Origin of the sequence: Aliivibrio sifiae (assembly GCF_002954715.1) — a bacterium.
GTDB classification, from domain to species: Bacteria; Pseudomonadota; Gammaproteobacteria; order Enterobacterales; family Vibrionaceae; genus Aliivibrio; species Aliivibrio sifiae.
The window spans coordinates 555834-574255 of sequence record NZ_MSCP01000001.1 but is presented as its reverse complement, the minus strand read 5'-3'; the positions used below and the strand labels follow the sequence as shown (position 1 = coordinate 574255).

Below are 18422 nucleotides of genomic sequence, written 5' to 3'. Positions count from 1 at the left end.
CATAAATGGAGACTTTTTTTAAATATGTGAAGCAGCTATGTAGTCACTTTGTTAACAAGAGCACCAATGTGAGTACTAATTTGATCTGGGTATTCTAAATGGCAATGATGCCCACCCTCTATTTGATAACATTCAAAATCTGAAATATAACGATAACGGTGAGATTTTTGCTTTAAATGACCATACCCATCATTGCCAATAACAGTCATTACCGGACACTCTATTTTTGAGAGTAATGATAAAGCATGCGCTTCACTCATTCGATATAAAGAATCACATTTTACTTTTGCATCCGTTGTCCATTTCACATAGCCATCTCTTGATGCTAATGAACGAACGACCATCGGCTCTATAAGATGCTCTGGAAGTTGATTAACTTTAGATCTCAATTCAATTGCAGACTGACGATCTTTTAATGTTCGTTGAGGTTTATTACGATAACGCTGACGACTTAAGATCCCTTGGCGTAACCTATCAGAAATTTCATTTTCTTCCTCACTCAATGGGCCTAATGCTTCAATCATCATTAATCCAGAAACTTTCTCAGGAAATACTGCACAATAAACACTGGCAATTAACGCCCCTAAAGAGTGTCCAATTAAAACCACTTTTTCTAATTTAATGTGCAAAATGATTTGATGAAGATCGTCAACATAGTCAAAGAAATGATAAAAGTTATCATTTCCTTTATGATCTGATAACCCATGCCCAAACCAATCAACAGCAATTAAATGATGTTGAGGATTGTGTTTCGCATACGCTTCCATTGTCGTTTTAAACGTTGCAGCATTATCTTGCCAACCATGCAAAAACACCAATGTCTGATCAATTTCTTTTGGCTTAATTTCCATTACGGCCAATAAGCCATGATGCAACGAAAAAGTAGACTCTTGAAATGAAATCATCGTACTTATTTCACTTCTTGTACGACTTTACCACGTCGGCTTTCAATACTACGTTGATGAAGACAGCGAGCACCAGTACAAGGCATATAACTCATATTGATGTCATTGCTAATTACGTACTCTTGAATTTGCCATAAGTGCAAAGCTGAGCCTTTTATCACAGGAAAAGAATACAGAAACTCTCCAACATTTGCCTTTTCAATCCCCCCTGACTGGCCTAAGACCGTCACTAATCGACCGACAGAATAAGTAACAGGATCGATAAAACCATTGAGATAGATAACAAAACGTCCATTTGGCTCTTGAGAGAGATCCGGTTTACCCGATGAAGAGATAGGAAGATTCACAATTTCAATGCGAGTCGTATCTTTTAGATTATCAATACGAGCAATAACACCACCTAAGCGAACTTCAGCAATGTCATCATTTTGAGCGGCAGTGACAAACGCATCATACTCAATTAGCGTATTAGCTTGAGATGATGCTAAATCTTTAGGAAGAGAGCTGCAACCAGCAAGAAGTAGAACACAAAGAAATAATAATGAAGATTTCATAAATATCCTTAATTTAATGTTTAGATATACAGATCGACACCAACGAGCTGTGCAAGTTCCTCTCTGCGTTTTTGCAACATAATGTCCATATACTCTTCCATCGCTTTACGATTTCCACCTTCTGGTAAATCATAATGGATACGGGAATTTGCGTATTCAGATGCGTTGAGTTGTTTTACTTGATTAGTGATCGCAGTAGCCACTTTGGATGGTTGAGCAACCATGGCCTTACTGCCACTTGTTTTCTTAACCTGACTTTTCTTTCCAACGGCTTGCTGCTTTTGTACCTTTTGATTCTGTACTAATGCTGGCGGTAGCCCATGAATTGATACCATAGTGACCTTTCTTTATTTATCAAAAAATGGGGAACTGCATCCCCATTTATTTATTATTCACGACCTGGAAGTTTTTTCCATGTCACAGTATCACGAACATAAACAGGCGCAGATTCTTCTGCTGGCAAGGCCAAACCTTGTTCAAACTTCTGCTGTGCAAGTAATGCCATGTCTTCAGCATCTGGGTAAAGCACATCTGATGCTTTACGCTCTAATGGTAATTCAACTAATGTTTCTGTGTAAGCATCCCAACCAGTACCAACAGTTAACCACTCACCTGATTGTTCAGGTAAATACATTGCAAGCCCTTCAGGAGCAGAAACCGTTTCAGCGACATTATAGGTCCAAGTACCATCATCGTTACGTTGATACATACCAAAATATACTTCACCCATACGCGCATCAATCGCCGCGGCAACTTGCGTTGCACCGTGCACTCGGTAACCAGCTTGAGCCATCGCTTCTAATGTAGAAATACCCACCATAGGTAAATCGGCACCAAACGCTAAACCTTGAGCAATTCCAATACCGATACGAACACCGGTAAAGCTACCAGGACCTTGACCAAATGCTAACGCATCTAATTCTTGTAAGCGCACACCCGCTTCTTTTAATACTTCATCAACAAAAGGAAGTACTTTAATAGTGTGCTCACGCGGTGCCACTGCACGTCGAGAATAGACTTTCCCATCAACAATCAATGTAACAGAACAGTTTTCAGTGGCGGTATCTACCGCTAAAATTTTTGCGCTCATTAATGCCTCAATCTTCTAAAATGGCTTCTTGTTTTTCTGATTCATTTTCATTGGTCTGATTCGCTTTTGCTAAAAACTCAGACACATTACGTAAATCTCGCGTTCGTGGTATTGGTGGTAAACTTTGCAAAAATATTGAACCATAAGGTCTTGTTACCAAACGATTATCACAAATCACCAATACCCCTTTATCTTTTGTATCTCGAATAAGTCGACCAACACCTTGTTTCAAGGTAATCACCGCATCTGGAATTTGAACTTGTGCAAAGGCATCACCTCCACTTAGCTGACAATCTTCAATACGCGCTTTTAATAGCGGGTCATCTGGTGCGGTAAAAGGAAGTTTGTCAATGATAACACAGCTTAGGGCGTCACCTCTAACATCGATGCCTTCCCAAAAAGCACCTGTTGCCACCAATAATGCATTACCTAATTCCATGAATTCAGACAGTAATTGCTGCTTAGTGGTTTCTCCTTGCACTAGCACTGGAAGATCAAGCGTTTGTCTAAATTGCTCTGCCAAATCACGCATCATTTGATGTGACGTACACAAGAAAAAACAACGCCCATTATTTTGTTTAATTACTGGCTGTAGCAATTCAACCAACTTATCAGCAATCCCGTAACTGTTTGGCTCTGGCAAAAATCTAGGCACACACAATAACGCTTGAGTTTGATAATCAAATGGACTTGGTAACGTAAACTGTTTTTTAGGAGATAACCCTAAACGTTGGGTAAAATGCGAAAAATCATCATTTACAGCCAACGTCGCTGACGTAAATATCCAAGCGCCTTCTTTCTCAGCTAAATGTTCTTTAAATTTATCAGCCACAGATAATGGCGTAATGTTCAAACTAAAATGACGAGGAGTACATTCATACCAATATGAATAACCACTAATCGTTGTATCACATACTCGCTCTAAACGATTTTTCAATAACGCACAACGGTCAAAAGCCGCATCTAACAACTGACTGCGACCTAATGCTAACTTCAATACATCATGAGCTAATTCAAAGGCATCATTAATTCGTACAATTTCACGCTGCACTGCTTGTGATTTTATTGCCTCACGCCAATTACCACGAAAACTGGTATCCCCTAAAATAATACGAAGATCCATCGCAGCACCGGCCAAACGCTCCGCCACTTTTTGTAACTGACGCATGTCTTTGGCTTCAGTGCGATAGCCGATCTCAATGTCTTTCGCTAATTCAGTTAATTGACGACTAGAAAGGTTCTGACCAAAATATTGGCTTGCGATGTCTGGTAACTGATGTGCTTCATCAAAAATAAAGATATCGGCTTCAGGGATTAATTCACCAAAACCGGTTTCTTTAATCGCTAAATCAGCCAAAAATAGATGATGATTAACCACCACGATATCCGCATCCATTGCTTTTTTACGTGCTTTCACCACAAAACAATCTTCAAAACTCGGGCAATCTTTACCTAAACAATTGTCATTGGTAGAGGTTATTGAAGGAATAATGGGGCTGTCTTCTGCAATAGCGGTGCAATCACCTAAGTCACCCGTTTTCGTTTCAGATGACCAAGATCGAACTTTCACTAACTGAGTTAATAGTTCAGGGTTAGCTTGTGGCGTATGGCTTTCAACTAACTGTTGATTTAAGCGCTCAGGACAAAGGTAATTTGAACGCCCTTTTAATAATGCAACTTGACCATAAAAACCAAGAGATGACGTCATTAAAGGGAGATCACGATGAAAGAGTTGTTCTTGTAGGTTTTTTGAACCCGTACTGATGATGGTTTTTTTTCCACTCACCAATGCAGGAACAAGATAAGCAAAAGTTTTACCTGTACCCGTACCAGCCTCAACAACAAGTTGAGTGCCATTTTTAATCGCGTCATGAACTGCATGAGCCATATCGAGTTGAGGTTGACGAGGTTGGAAACCAGGAATGGCTTTACCTAACGCGCCTGAAGAAGAAAAAATCTTGGCAATCATATCAACCTACATTCATCGTGAATTTAAAATAAGATTGGGATTATGCCAAGATTTTCGCAGAAACTAAACGTTAAGTTTCCTGAAGGATATTTATTAATATATCTATATAACCATAAGCTTTGATGAGTTTTCGTATTTATATTTTAAATTTTACTCGATGAAAAACGCTTTACCTATCCTTCTTTTATCGGTACAACCATAGGTATATCAAATTAATAGACAACACTTCGTGAGCACGAGAGATAAAATGGAAAAGAAAATATTACTAACGGATTGCCCTGATTCTCGTGGGCTAATCGCCAAAATAACGAACATTTGTTATAAGCATCAACTTAATATTGTTCACAATAATGAATACGTAGATAACGTTACGGGTCAGTTTTTTATGAGAACTGAACTAGAAGGCATTTTCAATGACGAAACCTTCTTACTTGATATTGACCAAGCTTTACCGGAAGGCAGCCATCGTAAATTAGTATCTGAACCTTGCAAGAAAGTCGTGATTCTAGTTACAAAAGAAGCACATTGTATTGGTGATATTTTAATTAAAGCTTATTCAGGTGCGATGAATATCGAAATTGCTGCGGTTATTGGTAATCACGACACGCTAGGTGGATTAATCGAAAAATTCGATATTCCTTTCCATCATGTTTGTCACCAAGGCTTATCTCGTGAAGAGCATGAAGAAAAAATGTTGGATGTGATTAATTCATACAACCCAGAATATGTCGTATTAGCAAAATACATGCGCGTATTAACACCAAACTTTGTTGCTCAATTCCCTAAAAAAATCATCAACATTCACCACAGTTTCCTACCTGCTTTTATTGGTGCAAAACCGTATCAGCAAGCGTATGACCGCGGTGTTAAAATCATTGGAGCAACCGCACACTTTGTTACTAATGATTTAGATGAAGGCCCAATTATTAAGCAAGATGTTATCCCTGTTGATCATAACTTCAGTGCAGAAGATATGGCAATGGCCGGTCGTGATGTAGAAAAGTCAGTATTAAGTAAAGCATTAGCGAAAGTATTAAATGACCACGTTTTTGTCTATGGAAACAAAACCGTTATCCTTTAACCTTCTCAAAAAAAGAAAGAAAAACGGCGATCATGATGATCGCCGTTTTTATATTAAATTCTTATTTTATTGAGCTGCAATAAAATCAATCGCATGCTTATTAAATTCTTTTGGTCTATCAATATTACACACATGCCCGCATTCAGGGATCTGTAATAATTGACTGTGTTTATGCACCGCGACCATTTCCTCTACTGGCTTCATAAATAAATAATCATTTGCTCCCATCACATACAATGTTGGAATCGCTAATTCTTTATCTTTAAAATATCGCATCAATGGATTGACATCAGCCGCCAATTTAAACCAACGTTTAAACTCTTTCTGGCATAATTTTTTGGCTTCACGAGTAAAAATATGACGTGATTCTTTCTGACTTTTCTGTGGCATTACAACATAAGAAAACAATTTATATAGCCACATATAAGGCATGATGTTTTTCGTCATATCCCCCATTTTAATTAAAAATTGAGAGCGAAAATTAAAACGAGTAATCGCACCAGCCAAAACCATAGAGCTTACTCTATCTTGAGCCAATTCTGCTAAGTTGCGAATGATGATCGTACCAAGTGACATTCCAACAAAATGGGCTGATTTGATATTTAAGTGATCAAGAACATCAATAATATCTTGGCTGACAACTTTAAAAGAGTACTGCTTATTAATGAACTCTTTAATCTGAGAGAAGTGGTTTGAACGACCATGCCCACGTAAATCAATAAGTAAGACATTAAAGTTCTTTCTAAAAGCGGCGATCTGTTTAAACCAGGTTGTTGAACTTCCCCCTGCACCATGAACAAACACAACCCATTTGGCGCTTGATTCATGCTCATAGGTTCTATGAAATAACAAAGAATTAGACATTCACTCTACTTTAATTAGAAAAGACATATAACGCAGACTATACCATCCTACATCGCCAATGAATACTCACAAAGAAGTAGTCGAACAAAAACCTGACATGCAGTAACAAAATGTACTTAAACTATTGATTTATTAGACGACATTAAGAGTTATTACTCTATAAATATCATTAAAATAGTCAATATAAGCCAAACAACCTTGCTTTGATTTTATGTAACTATTTAATACAAACAATCCATTAGTTTCATAAAAATCAGCAACTTCATTACATTCAAACGGCGGAATATTAATACTAGATAATATTAATTCAGAACAGGAATTAGGCATTCTCTGCCCAAATGCGACATGAGTTACCTCTACTTGATTATTAACGTATTCAATAACTCCAGTACTATCAAATGCTAACGTTAACACATCAACTGTTGCTAGTGCATCTTGCTTATTTGCACTCAGTAGCATCCAATTAGAACCTTCTCCCAGTGCGGTTTCGGTAGGTAAATCTAAATAGCCATGAGGGTTATTATTCACATCAACCCGTTCATCCACTCCACCAAGTAAAATGCGGTCTTCTCTCTTACTTGATAGATTTGCATTAGCTAATAGCAACGCATTTTCGATCACAAACCCTTGTTGGGCCAAATTAAGATTCTTACTTTCAAGATCTAGAAATTTTGCAATATAAAACCCTGCGGTATTACTTAACGAATTAATAAAATCAACAGGTTTAGGTGGTACTTCTTCTAGATAACGTTGTTGGCATAATCGGTTAAATACAGATAAATTCCCTTGTCCTGATATCATAAAAAGAGCAGTGTTCTTATCTAACGTTTTTTGCTCTTTAATACTTGCAGTACCAAGTAAACCGAGTTGAATAAAACGATCCGTTCGACGAACAAACGCAGGCGCAACCTTTTTACATTCAGCTTTTACATCCACGTTTTGATCCTGTCTTATATTGACACTGGCAGTGCAATGGATATACATCATGCTGACATTTTCTCCACAACAAGTACATTGTTGTTACCGCCAAAACCAAAACAATTCAAAAGGAACACACCCGAATCACAAGGAGTAAGATCACGGGTTGGACACCAATTAATATCATTATCTGGCGTGAAGAAATTAGGTGTTTTAGGAATGAAACCATCATTAATTGCATTCATCATAATAATTAATTCGCTGACACCACAACTACCAAGAGTATGTCCTATATAAGGTTTTAAAGAAAAAAATGACGGTGCTTGAGTGAATATTTGCTTCATTCCATTAATCTCAGCCAAATCACTTAAATAACTCGCTGTACCATGCGCTTTTACCGCAGTAATCTTTTCTGCACTCACATTACTATTACTTAATGCCTTTTCTAGCACCTGAGCAATCCCAGAGCCATCAGAGTTTACACCTGTGACGCTGTGTGTTTCGCATTGACTGCTGCCACCACAAAAATGCCAAGGTGATGCTTTAATATCATCTCGACTCATTAATAGCACACCGAGAGCTTCGCCTAACAATAGGCCATCTCTAGCGGCATCAAATGGTTTAGTTTGCTGCTGAGAAAGCAATTGCATAGAGACAAATCCCTCAAAAGAATGAGGAGCAAACATCTCCATACCAACAACAAGTGCATAGTCAATTACACCACTCTCTAACATGGTTGCTGCATCTAAAATAGCATTAGAACTAGAGGTGCAAGCAGTGTTATAAGTTAGACTAAACGAGTTCAAACCAAACTCAGCTGTCAACTTATCAGCATAAGTTCCATTGCCTACTCTGTTGTCCGAAAATTGGGGTCTCTGATTTTCTTTAATACTTGTCCCAAGTGGGATCATCAGGGAAATATCGTTCGCAGCACAGCCCAAAAACAAACCACAACGTTGGCGCTCTTGCTCAGAAAAATTATTCTGCTCAAATAGCGAAGAGACTAATCGAGTTAAGTGAGGAATGGGATCAAATAAAGGCTCAAAACCCCCTCCACCTTGAATTGCATAGTAAGGCAGTGTTTTTATTTGCTCAAATACATTAACCGATTTATCTAGGGTTTGATATTTACCCTCTTTCATTAACTGCAATTGCTGAGCTTTATTGCCAAGTGCGCTGAGTACTTCACCGCCAAGTATCGTAATCATGTGTATTATTCAGGTTGTAGGTGATCAGCAAGATGATTAATTGTCGTTACAACACGACGAAATTCTTTTGGATCAACCAAGCGTAAATTAAAATGACGTTGCAATAACATAGAGATCTGCAAACCATCAACAGAATCCAACTCTAATTCACTCTCATCCGAAAACAGTTCAACATCATCAGCTAAGTCATTAGCCGAGAACTCTTCTCTATCGCACTCTTCTAAGATCATTGTTTTTAGTTTTAATTTAAATTCAGTATCTAAAGAGCCTTTCATGAACTTTTCCTTTGTTTGTAGGTAAATATGACGCTTGCAATCAATAGAGAAATAAGGCCGAATAACATCAAAGCAATGGATTCATCAAGCACATCCATAACCGTTCCTCGACGTAGAAATATATCTAAGAAACCTTCTAATCCCCATGACATTGGAGAGATATTTGAAAAGTTTTGCATTACTTCTGGCATCACAAATTTAGGCACCATCACGCCACCAATCGCACCCAATAAAATATTAATAATGCCACCAATCGTGGTTGCCTGTTCAATACTATCAACAGCGGTAGCAACAAGAATAGATAATCCAATAGCAGATAAACTTAATGACAGTGAGACTAAAACTAAGCCTAAGACTGAACCGCCAATAGTTAATGGTGCCGCTCCAAATAGAGGCACTATATACATACCCACCCCAATCATCAGCCAAACCTGAACTTGGTTTATTAACATATAAGGCAAGATTTTCCCGCCAAATAACACAGGCAAGCTTAAATTCATGGTGCTTAAGCGCATTAAAGTATTTTGTTTACGCTCACTGATAAAGATGGTCGACATTGGAATAATGACAAAAAACAAACCAAACACGATCCAAGAAGGCACACTTTGTTGAGTTGAGGTTGGCTTTTCATCTTGTGTTAATTTAGCGTATTGAATTTCCATCAAGGCAGCTTCATCAAAAGAAGTCTCTGCCGTTCCCTCATCTAAAAAGCCAAAGCTGTCTTGGTTGGCAGAGTTGACCTCATCAAGCTTATTCCCCATCCAACTCAGCGCTATTTGGTTCTTAAAAATAGTCAATAGTGAGGGAGAAGTATCCGCAGCAACACTGATCTCTAGTGGTAATTCATCTTGATAAAAACCCTCAGGAATATCGATAATAAATTGAACCCCTTCCTCTTCTGGTGAGCGATATTCACTAGAATCCAATGAGTGTTTGGTTAATGTTGGTATATTGGATAGTTTATTTATTAATGCTTCACTGCCGCTACTTTGGTCGTTATCCACTAATGCATACGCCATTAATGATTTGTCTTCATTCATCACATCTTTAAGTGCTAAAGACATGATCAAGATGAACACCGCTGGCATAATAAATAAAGCAGCTAAGGCATGTTTATCTCGGCTAACTAACAAGAACTCTTTTATCAACATGGCTTTAAACATCAGTTCTTCCTTCTGATGTTAAGTTAATAAATAGAGACTCAAGCGTCGTTGCACCATAACGGATATGCTTTATTTTAATGTGCGACTTTTCAAGTAACGTTAAGACCTGAGCAACCAAAGCACTGTTTGAACTTGATAACATTAATGTTGTTTCATCAATTAAGTTCACCTCACTGCATTGAGTAAGAAGTGCATGCCACTGAGTTGAAGAACGAGGATAGAGTTCTATGATGACTTGTTGGCTTTCTTCGTTATTTACCATTGATGAAATTGAGCCTTGTTTCACCACTTGCCCTGCATTCATAATTGCTACTTCATCACAAATTTTTTCAATTTCAGGCATATAATGTGAGGTATAAATAACGGTTTTATTATCGGACTTATACGCTTTAATTGTATCGAGAATTTCATTACGAGATTCAGGATCAATCCCAACGGTTGGTTCATCAAAAAACAATACATCAGGGTTATTTAACAAACCAATCGCGATATTTAAACGGCGCTTTTGACCACCAGATAACGTTGATGATTTTTGATCCATCATGGCAGAAAGACGATTGGTTTCGACGGCATACGCCAAATTATCGTTAAGGATTTTACCCTTAATCTTTTGCACCCCAGCAAAAAAATTTAAGTTTTCTTTTACACTTAAATTTTCATAAAACGCCAAGGTTTGTGGGATTAAAGAACAGCGCTCTCTGATATTTTTTAGATTCTTCTTTAACGGCAAATCAAAAAAAGAAACCTCACCAGAATCAAATGAAATCAAACCATTAAGAATAGAAATTAACGTGGTCTTCCCTGCGCCATTAGGCCCTAATAAACCGTAAATGGCATTTTGAGGGATAGATAATGACAACCCATTCAAGGCTTTTTTATCGCCATAGGATTTATCTAACGCGTTAATTTTTATCATTAAAATGCTCGCAGTAACGATTGGTACAATTGCTTTTCTTGCTCGGCCACCGATTCTAACTTTGCTGCAATTGCATCAAATTCAATCGCTTTTTTATTTCTTGGGCGAATTGCTTTAGCAATCAATAACGCAAATTCACGCCACTCATCTCCAATTACCGTCATTTCAGAAGATGCAGTTTTTAGTTTATCGTTTTTGATTAGGTCTGATGCTTCTTGTAAAAAAGAGGCGTAGATATAACGAAAACCTGCGCCACCCGTACCAATCTCTTCTTGCATACGGATAATATGACCTAAAAACAATTTGGCGTAATGCTCATCTTTGTTTTCTAATTGACGAATATGCTTAGCTAGAAAGTGCATTCCTTTTAAGCCAGCAATAGGCACGGGTGTTTTCAACATTGTTTTCGCGGTTTTTTTGATACTTTTTTCGATGACTTTAGGGTAATCAATCGTTTCTGGAATATAGGTTGGGTAATACAATGAGCCTTTTGGGGCCATTACGCCTTTAACAAAACGGGCTTTTTGTAATGCTTTTTCTTCCGCTTCAACTAGGTGCTCAAACACAGGATCGCTGATTTTATAGCTATCATGTTTTTTACCTACGACGATCAAGTTATGCGCATTGAAATGAAAACGCATTTCTTCAGGGAAATAAGGCAACCAAAATACAGAAGTTTGCGCTCCAACTATTTTACCTTGTTCTAATAACTCATCGAGACGTTTTGTACCTTGCTCTGGTTTAGAAAATTTCTCTAACTTCATTTTCAAACCAATGTTTTTTTGTAAACCTTTCATTATCGATTTTGGCATCGAACGGTAAGCAATTAACGGCATGCCACTGAGTTTTACAAACGGAAGATACGCAAAGACTAACGCACTAGATAAACCAAACACCATTGGCTCTGATAATGGCAAACCATGATGAGTTAACATTGAGGACATCACGCCACTTTCACAATGTGCGTAATGTTGATGTTTAAATTGAGAATTATTAGTCATGAACACGCTTTATTTATTTTTATTCGAAAGATTAGGTAATTTAGTTAATTTTTTAACTGAAACACCTAATGCATCACTGTAGGCCGAAAGCTTCGCAGGTGATAATTTAGCAAAAACCTTCGGTGAGAAATGACGCTTAACACGCCACTGAAACCAACCAACCGATTGCGCTAGCACTATTAAATCCATGCGCTGAGCAAACATATGATAATACAAGGGTGACTTTTCCCCTGTTCTTACTAAGTCATACGCTACTTGTGCTTGTCGTTCAAATTCATTTAAGGCTTGCTTTGTCACTTCTTCTTCTACTTCCCAACCAGTAGAAGCAACAACCGAATAATCACCATTTTCATCCGTTGCATACACGGCTTTTGCGTTATTGGCATACGTAGATATATTATCTTGAGGTACTTTTGTCGCTTCCATTACACTACCTTTAATTGCATAAACGCAGTAGAGAATCGACCGCTTTCAGGAACGTAACAAAGTAAGGTATCACCCACTTTTAAATCACCTGAATGAAATAACTCTTCTAGCATAATATAAATTGACGCTGACCCCGTGTTCCCTTTGCTTGATAAATTAGTAAACCAACGCTCTTGGGGAATATCACAACCTGCATCAATCATTCCTTGATATAGGCGATCTCGAAAATAACCAGATGAATAATGCGGAACAAAATGGCTTATCTCATCCGATTTTACTTTGCCTTGCTCAACCAACTCTTTTAGTGGTTTAGTCACCGTGTATTCAACGATATTTTCGTTAAGCTGTTTGACGTCTTGCTTAACAGAGAAAATAGACTGAGCTAACCATTCTTGAGATTCATACTCACGCCAGCCTTTTAGACTACCGTCAGCTTGTTTATCACAACCTGCGTACATGCACGCCTCAAGCTCATTGGCATACGATTTTTGCATCATCCATTCAATTTCAAGGGAGATTGAATCAGGATTTGGTTGAGAGGTTAATAGTGCTGCACCCGCACCATCGCTTAACATCCAACGTAAGAAATCTTTTTCAAACGCAATTTCAGGTTGGCGTTCTAACTCATCAACAACGGTTTCAATTTCAGCTTCAAACTTGTTAGCACGCATCATGGCTGACGCATTTTCAGAACCAGTAACAATCGCATTGCTGCTTTGTCCACTTAAAATCGACATATAACCATACTTCAAAGACATAGTACCTGATAGGCAAATCCCTGACGTCGCAATCACTTCACAGCTAGGGATCCCTAATTCACCATGCACCATTAAGGCATGATTTGGTAAAATTTGATCCGCAATTGTCGTACCACAGGCTAATAACTCTGTCGTATTAATATTAAAAGAAGGCGAATTGAGCTTTCTAACCGCTTCTGCAGTTAATTCTGTATTCGTATGCGTAGTATCACCAGTATCAGGGTTAATCGCATAATATCGCAGCTTAATCTTATTGGATCGCAAAATAAGGTTTTTTGCACGAGAAGGTCGCGAACCAACTTGCCCAAGGACGTGTTCAATGTCTTTATTATTAACGGCCTCATTTGGCAAAAAAGCCTGAATATCGTTAATGTATACTTTGTTATTCATTCTAACGTCCTGATGGTTTTTCATAATAGGCGATGCTTTCTTCAACCGCTTTTTTTCTAAAAGGAGAAATTAATTTCTTCACTAATAAGTTTATCGGCACTAACGTCAAGACCATGAGAGCAAGAAAAATAGCATAAATAGTTATCACAATTTTGCGAGGGAAAGAACCCGGCTTACCCGATTTTTGAATCAGTTTTCCCCATACCATAAATGAACGTGTGGCTATTTTTTCAGAGCCTATCAATTTCCCATTAACCGTTACTGCGTTTAGGTTCTTTAATAACGGCTCTTTTTTCTTTTCTAATTCATTTTCTAATGCTGAAACTAAACGATCCCCAAAACGCTCACTCTCTTGTAAATCTTTTTCAGAAACCCCTGCGGCTGGAAATATCCAAAACGGGTCTTTTTTACCAGTAAGTAACCAACGAGGTGTCGTAATGAAGGCATAAATAGAACCTCCTTGATCGGTCAATACAGCATTATCAATTAATGTTCCACCTAACTCTGCAATAACGACTTTCATTTTTTCTTGTGCCATCACCCACATATCACGGCAAGCAATAAAAGTAACAACAGGTTTACCTTTAATAAGTGCTTTAGCTTGAGCCGTTTGTAAAAAGCCAGTAATAGGAATTGAAGGCGATAGAAACCAAACCGTATAACCTAGAATAATTAAGTCATACTCTTCTTCTAAATGTTCTGCTGGTTTCACTTCACAGCCATTCATATAAATCGCTTCAGGGAAAGCATCAAAGAAAGGATAAAACGACCAAGGATATGGGTATTTTTTAACCGGTTCAACACAGTGATAGTCGACTTGTATTGAATCAGCTTGGCGTAGAGGAGCCGTTGCTAAGTCTACAAATTTTGCTAATTGTCCACTTTGAGAGTGAGAAATAACGAGAACTTTTTTCATAAAAGAGACCTAAAACAACTTTAAGAGCTTATTAGTTGCGAGGTATTTTATAGCATCTATATTTAATATAAATACCTAATCATTAGATTTAACAAAATGTAAGTTACCATTTAGTTAATTGACTTAGAAAAAGGTTGATTGATGTTGCTTCAAGAAACAACATAACCTTTGCTATGTTATTTATAAAAAAGATAGCATACAAAGATTGTACATTTCTTTAACAAAAGTAATTAGGGATATCATGAATAAACTCGTATTAATTATTCTGTGTGTGTTATTGCCACCTGTTGGCGTTTTCTTTGCAAAAGGTGTTGGGAAAGATTTATTAATTAATTTTATCTTAACACTCTTTTTCTGGGTTCCGGGGATGATTCATGCCCTTTGGATTACGACTCGTTAAGGTCATAAAAAATAAAAAGCGAAATCCTAAATGAAGAGATTTCGCTTTATTACATTTAACGTAAATGAACGCTAATTACATGTATTATTTCACTTTAAGCTGCATTGACTTGCCATTTTTTTCGTAATGTTTTCGCGGCTTTTACCATGTTCTCTAATGCGGCTTCTGTTTCTTTCCAGTTACGAGTTTTAAGGCCACAATCTGGATTTACCCATAAACGTTCAACAGGTACTTTCGCTGCGGCCGTTTCAATCAAATCAACAATCCACTCTTCGCTTGGAATGTTTGGCGAGTGAATATCATAAACACCCGGTCCAATCTCATTTGGATAATTAAAATCTTCAAACGCTTTTAGGAGTTCCATATTTGAGCGAGAGGTTTCAATAGTAATCACATCTGCATCTAACGCCGCCACTGATTCGATAATTTCATTGAACTCGCTGTAACACATGTGGGTATGAATTTGAGTTTCTGATTTAGCGCTTGCCGCTGAGATCTTAAACGCTTCAACAGCCCAATCTAAATACGCTTTTTGATCGCTCTTTTTAATCGGCAAGCCTTCACGAATAGCTGGCTCATCAATTTGAATAATATTAATGCCCGCTTGCTGAAGATCAGATACTTCATCACGCAATACTAACGCTAACTGCTGTGCAATTTCTTTACGGGTAATATCTTCACGTGGGAACGTCCAGCCAAGAATCGTTACAGGGCCTGTTAGCATACCTTTCATTTGTTTGGTTGTTAGAGACTGTGCGTACTGAGTCCAATCGACTGTAATTGGAGCTTCACGCTCAATATCTGCCACCACGATAGCCGGTTTAACACAGCGAGAACCATAACTTTGAACCCAACCAAATCGTGTTGCTTGGAATCCATTTAGATTCTCCGCAAAATATTCAACCATATCATTACGTTCAGCCTCACCATGTACCAACACATCCAAATCTAAACGCTCTTGACGCTCAACTGCATCAGCAATATGACCTTTCATTGCTGCCACATAATCTTGTTCATTCAATTTACCTGCACGATACGCACTGCGCTGCTGACGAATATCTGAGGTTTGTGGGAATGAACCAATCGTTGTTGTTGGCAATAATGGCAAACCTAATTTTTCCGCTTGGTGTTGTGCTCGAACTGAATACGCATCTGCTCGCTCTGCTAACGCAGGAGTAATTGCCGCTAAACGTTGCTGTACCGCAGGCTTATTAATGTGCTCTGCCGTTTCACGTTCACGCAGTGGCTGACTGTATTGGTGACATGCTAGGATTGCATTTTGATTTCCATCCAGTGCACCACCTAACAAAGTAACTTCTTTTAGCTTTTGTTTTGCAAACGCAAACCACTGTGCCGTTTCTTGTGATAATTCCGTTTCTTGATCTAAATCTACTGGGCTATGCAGCAATGAACATGAACTTGCAATCCATAACTTATCACCCAGTTTTTCTTTCACTGGTTGTAATTTTTCATGTAAACGCTCTAAGTCTGCACGCCATACATTACGACCATTTACCGCACCAACAGACAATACCCACTCTTTTGGTAATGCATTCACAACGGTTTCTAGCTGCTTAGGATCTGCAGAGATATCAATATGTAGACCATTTATGGCTAACTCGGTGATCTTATCTAAATGATGCTCTACGCCATCAAAATACGTTGTTAATAGTAATTTCACATCGCTTTGAATAACTTGGTAAGCCAATTTGAATGAACCTGCCCATGCTTTGGGTAATTCCAGCGCTAGGATAGGCTCATCAATTTGTACCCATTCAACCCCAAGAGCTGATAACTTTGAGAAAATAGCTTGATATGCAGTTAAGAGGCGAGGAAGAAGAGATAAACGATCAAACCCTTGCTCTACTTCTTCATCATTCACTTCTTTACCTAACCACAAATAGCTTAATGGCCCAAGAAGTACTGGTTTAACTGTGTGACCTTGTTTTTGAGCTTCTGAAATTTCATCAAACAATTGTGACCAACTCACGTTAAATTTATCGTCTCTAGAAAATTCCGGTACGATATAATGGTAGTTAGTATTAAACCACTTAGTCATATCTGATGCCGCTTCACCACAACCACAACTGTTTTGTGATTGACCACGACCCACTTTAAATAACGTGTCTAAATCAGGGAAACCTTTATTATGACGGGCTGGTACATGACCTAAAAGAAGGCTAGTTGTTAATACATGATCGTACCAAGCAAAATCACCCGCAGTTACAAAATCTAATCCAGATGCTGACTGGTCGTTCCAATGACGCTGACGAAGCTCACTACCTACTGCCAATAATTCTTTTTGTCCAATCTCGCCACGCCAGTATTTTTCTTGTGCAAATTTAAGCTCTCGCTGAGCACCTACTCGTGGGTAGCCTAAAATATGAGTTACTGTTTTTACATTCAATTCTGTTGTCATTGCTCTAATTCCTTTAGCCGTTTGGATGGCTAAACAATGACGTATTTTCTTTTGTGCTACAACGGATAAATATTCACTTTGATTATGAATTTTTTTCAATAAGGCTAAATTTACAATCAAAATAATTAACACCATTTAGCCGTCTAGATGTTTACTTTATGAGTTAATCACTTTACTGTGAAGGTGATTAAACTTACTCAAACGGAACTTGAGGAATAATAATGATTGAATTAAAACACCTAAAAACCTTAGTCACACTGCGTGATACTGGCTCATTAACAGCCACAGCGAATGCTTTACATCTTACTCAATCAGCCCTCTCTCATCAGTTAAAAGACTTTGAAACTCGTCTTGGTAGTCACGTTTTTTTACGTAAAACTCGCCCAGTAAAATTCACTTCAGAAGGTGATATCTTATTAAAATTGGCTGATGATGTTTTACCGAAAATGACTCGAGCGGAATATGATATTGCAAGTTTGAAAGAAGATTTACACGGCCGATTACACATGGCGATTGAATGTCACTCTTGTTTTCAATGGTTAATGCCTGCAATTAAAGAATATCAAGTGAGTTGGCCTGAAGTTGAGTTGGACTTTTCATCTGGTTTTGGTTTTGAGCCTTTACCCGCATTAGTAAATGGTGATCTTGATTTAGTAATAACATCAGATATTCAACCCCGTGGAGAGGTTCATTATGAGCCGTTGTTTGATTTCGAGATGTGTCTTGTGATGGCAACAAACCACCCTCTTGCCAATAAAGAATATATCGAACCTGACGATTTACTCGATCAAACTATGCTGACTTACCCTGTGCAAAAACAACGTTTAGATGTTGTAAAACATTTCTTAGCGCCAAACAATGTTGAACCTGCCAAATGGAAACAAGCAGAAAATACACTAATGCTAATACAAATGGTGTCGGCAGGTTTAGGGGTTGCAGCATTACCTAATTGGGCAATCAGCGAATTTTCACGACAAGGATTAATTGAGAGTAAACCATTAGGGAAAGGATTGTGGCGAAGATTGTTCGCTGCCGTTAGAGACAGCGAACATGATAAAAAATATTTACAAGCATTTTTCTCTACTGCGAAACAGCAGAGCCAGAGTCATTTAGATGGAATTAAAATGACTTAAATCGAGGTATGTAGCTATTTAAATATTGGTTAAAAA

General features: G+C 38.0%; 19 protein-coding genes. 3 read left to right on the top strand and 16 right to left on the bottom strand.

What is annotated here, in order from left to right; genetic code table 11:
- Positions 1-35 precede the first annotated feature (35 nt).
- From BTO23_RS02585 to yoaA, 5 genes are read right to left on the bottom strand one after another with little or no spacing between them, the layout of a single operon-like run.
- Positions 36-905 (bottom strand): alpha/beta fold hydrolase, encoded by an 870-nt coding sequence (locus tag BTO23_RS02585; protein WP_105062885.1) that lies wholly within the window; start codon positions 903-905, stop codon positions 36-38.
- A 5-nt stretch (positions 906-910) separates the two neighbouring features.
- The gene (locus BTO23_RS02580; protein ID WP_060991423.1) at positions 911-1459 is read right to left on the bottom strand and encodes a Slp family lipoprotein; all 549 of its coding nucleotides are present in this window, start codon (positions 1457-1459) and stop codon (positions 911-913) included.
- A 20-nt stretch (positions 1460-1479) separates the two neighbouring features.
- A complete protein-coding gene (locus tag BTO23_RS02575; RefSeq protein WP_060991424.1) occupies positions 1480-1794 on the bottom strand; it encodes a hypothetical protein in 315 nt (104 codons plus the stop codon).
- Positions 1795-1847: 53 nt separating this feature from the next.
- Complete coding sequence (gene tsaB, locus BTO23_RS02570; protein ID WP_060991425.1) at positions 1848-2549, bottom strand: tRNA (adenosine(37)-N6)-threonylcarbamoyltransferase complex dimerization subunit type 1 TsaB; 702 nt, start codon at positions 2547-2549, stop codon at positions 1848-1850.
- A gap of 7 nt (positions 2550-2556) precedes the next feature.
- Positions 2557-4518 (bottom strand): DNA repair helicase YoaA, encoded by a 1962-nt coding sequence (yoaA, locus tag BTO23_RS02565; RefSeq protein WP_061002879.1) that lies wholly within the window; start codon positions 4516-4518, stop codon positions 2557-2559.
- 247 nt (positions 4519-4765) lie between these two features.
- Between yoaA and purU the strand changes: the two genes are divergently transcribed.
- Positions 4766-5599, top strand: coding sequence for a formyltetrahydrofolate deformylase (purU, locus tag BTO23_RS02560; RefSeq protein WP_060991427.1), 834 nt, complete (start codon positions 4766-4768; stop codon positions 5597-5599).
- Between the two features lie 66 nt (positions 5600-5665).
- Here the strand turns inward: purU and BTO23_RS02555 are convergent, their stop codons facing one another.
- The 10 genes from BTO23_RS02555 to BTO23_RS02510 all read right to left on the bottom strand — a co-directional run bounded on the left by BTO23_RS02555 (position 5666) and on the right by BTO23_RS02510 (position 14434).
- Positions 5666-6463 carry an alpha/beta fold hydrolase gene (locus BTO23_RS02555; protein ID WP_060991428.1) on the bottom strand — a complete coding sequence of 266 codons (798 nt, stop codon included), beginning with the start codon at positions 6461-6463 and terminating at the stop codon, positions 5666-5668.
- Between the two features lie 132 nt (positions 6464-6595).
- A complete protein-coding gene (locus BTO23_RS02550; protein ID WP_105062884.1) occupies positions 6596-7399 on the bottom strand; it encodes a hypothetical protein in 804 nt (267 codons plus the stop codon).
- 47 nt (positions 7400-7446) lie between these two features.
- Positions 7447-8589, bottom strand: a complete 1143-nt coding sequence (locus BTO23_RS02545) for a beta-ketoacyl synthase N-terminal-like domain-containing protein (protein WP_105062883.1) — start codon at positions 8587-8589, stop codon at positions 7447-7449.
- Positions 8590-8594: 5 nt separating this feature from the next.
- Positions 8595-8864, bottom strand: a complete 270-nt coding sequence (locus tag BTO23_RS02540; RefSeq protein ID WP_060991431.1) for an acyl carrier protein — start codon at positions 8862-8864, stop codon at positions 8595-8597.
- Complete coding sequence (locus tag BTO23_RS02535) at positions 8861-10027, bottom strand: ABC transporter permease (RefSeq protein ID WP_060991432.1); 1167 nt, start codon at positions 10025-10027, stop codon at positions 8861-8863. Before BTO23_RS02535 ends, BTO23_RS02540 begins: the two co-directional genes overlap by 4 nt.
- Positions 10020-10943, bottom strand: a complete 924-nt coding sequence (locus BTO23_RS02530; RefSeq protein WP_060991433.1) for an ABC transporter ATP-binding protein — start codon at positions 10941-10943, stop codon at positions 10020-10022. Before BTO23_RS02530 ends, BTO23_RS02535 begins: the two co-directional genes overlap by 8 nt.
- Entirely contained in the window at positions 10943-11944 is a 1002-nt protein-coding gene (gene darH, locus BTO23_RS02525) for a BtrH-related acyltransferase DarH (protein ID WP_060991434.1), read from the bottom strand. Before darH ends, BTO23_RS02530 begins: the two co-directional genes overlap by 1 nt.
- Positions 11945-11953: 9 nt before the next feature.
- Positions 11954-12370: a DarG family dialkylresorcinol biosynthesis protein gene (locus BTO23_RS02520; RefSeq protein ID WP_060991435.1), complete on the bottom strand. Its 417-nt coding sequence runs from the start codon at positions 12368-12370 to the stop codon at positions 11954-11956.
- Positions 12370-13518 carry a beta-ketoacyl-ACP synthase III gene (locus BTO23_RS02515; protein ID WP_105062882.1) on the bottom strand — a complete coding sequence of 383 codons (1149 nt, stop codon included), beginning with the start codon at positions 13516-13518 and terminating at the stop codon, positions 12370-12372. The genes BTO23_RS02520 and BTO23_RS02515 overlap by 1 nt, the downstream gene beginning before the upstream one ends.
- 1 nt (position 13519) lies before the next feature.
- Positions 13520-14434 carry a hypothetical protein gene (locus BTO23_RS02510; protein ID WP_060991437.1) on the bottom strand — a complete coding sequence of 305 codons (915 nt, stop codon included), beginning with the start codon at positions 14432-14434 and terminating at the stop codon, positions 13520-13522.
- Between the two features lie 241 nt (positions 14435-14675).
- Between BTO23_RS02510 and BTO23_RS02505 the strand changes: the two genes are divergently transcribed.
- Entirely contained in the window at positions 14676-14834 is a 159-nt protein-coding gene (locus tag BTO23_RS02505) for a YqaE/Pmp3 family membrane protein (RefSeq protein WP_081091588.1), read from the top strand.
- Positions 14835-14928: 94 nt separating this feature from the next.
- On the opposite strand, the gene metE is transcribed toward BTO23_RS02505, so the two are convergent.
- Positions 14929-17253 carry a 5-methyltetrahydropteroyltriglutamate--homocysteine S-methyltransferase gene (gene metE / locus BTO23_RS02500; protein ID WP_105063506.1) on the bottom strand — a complete coding sequence of 775 codons (2325 nt, stop codon included), beginning with the start codon at positions 17251-17253 and terminating at the stop codon, positions 14929-14931.
- 221 nt (positions 17254-17474) lie between these two features.
- On the opposite strand from metE, the gene BTO23_RS02495 reads away from it, so the two are divergent.
- Positions 17475-18386 carry a LysR substrate-binding domain-containing protein gene (locus tag BTO23_RS02495; RefSeq protein WP_060991438.1) on the top strand — a complete coding sequence of 304 codons (912 nt, stop codon included), beginning with the start codon at positions 17475-17477 and terminating at the stop codon, positions 18384-18386.
- Positions 18387-18422: the final 36 nt, after the last annotated feature.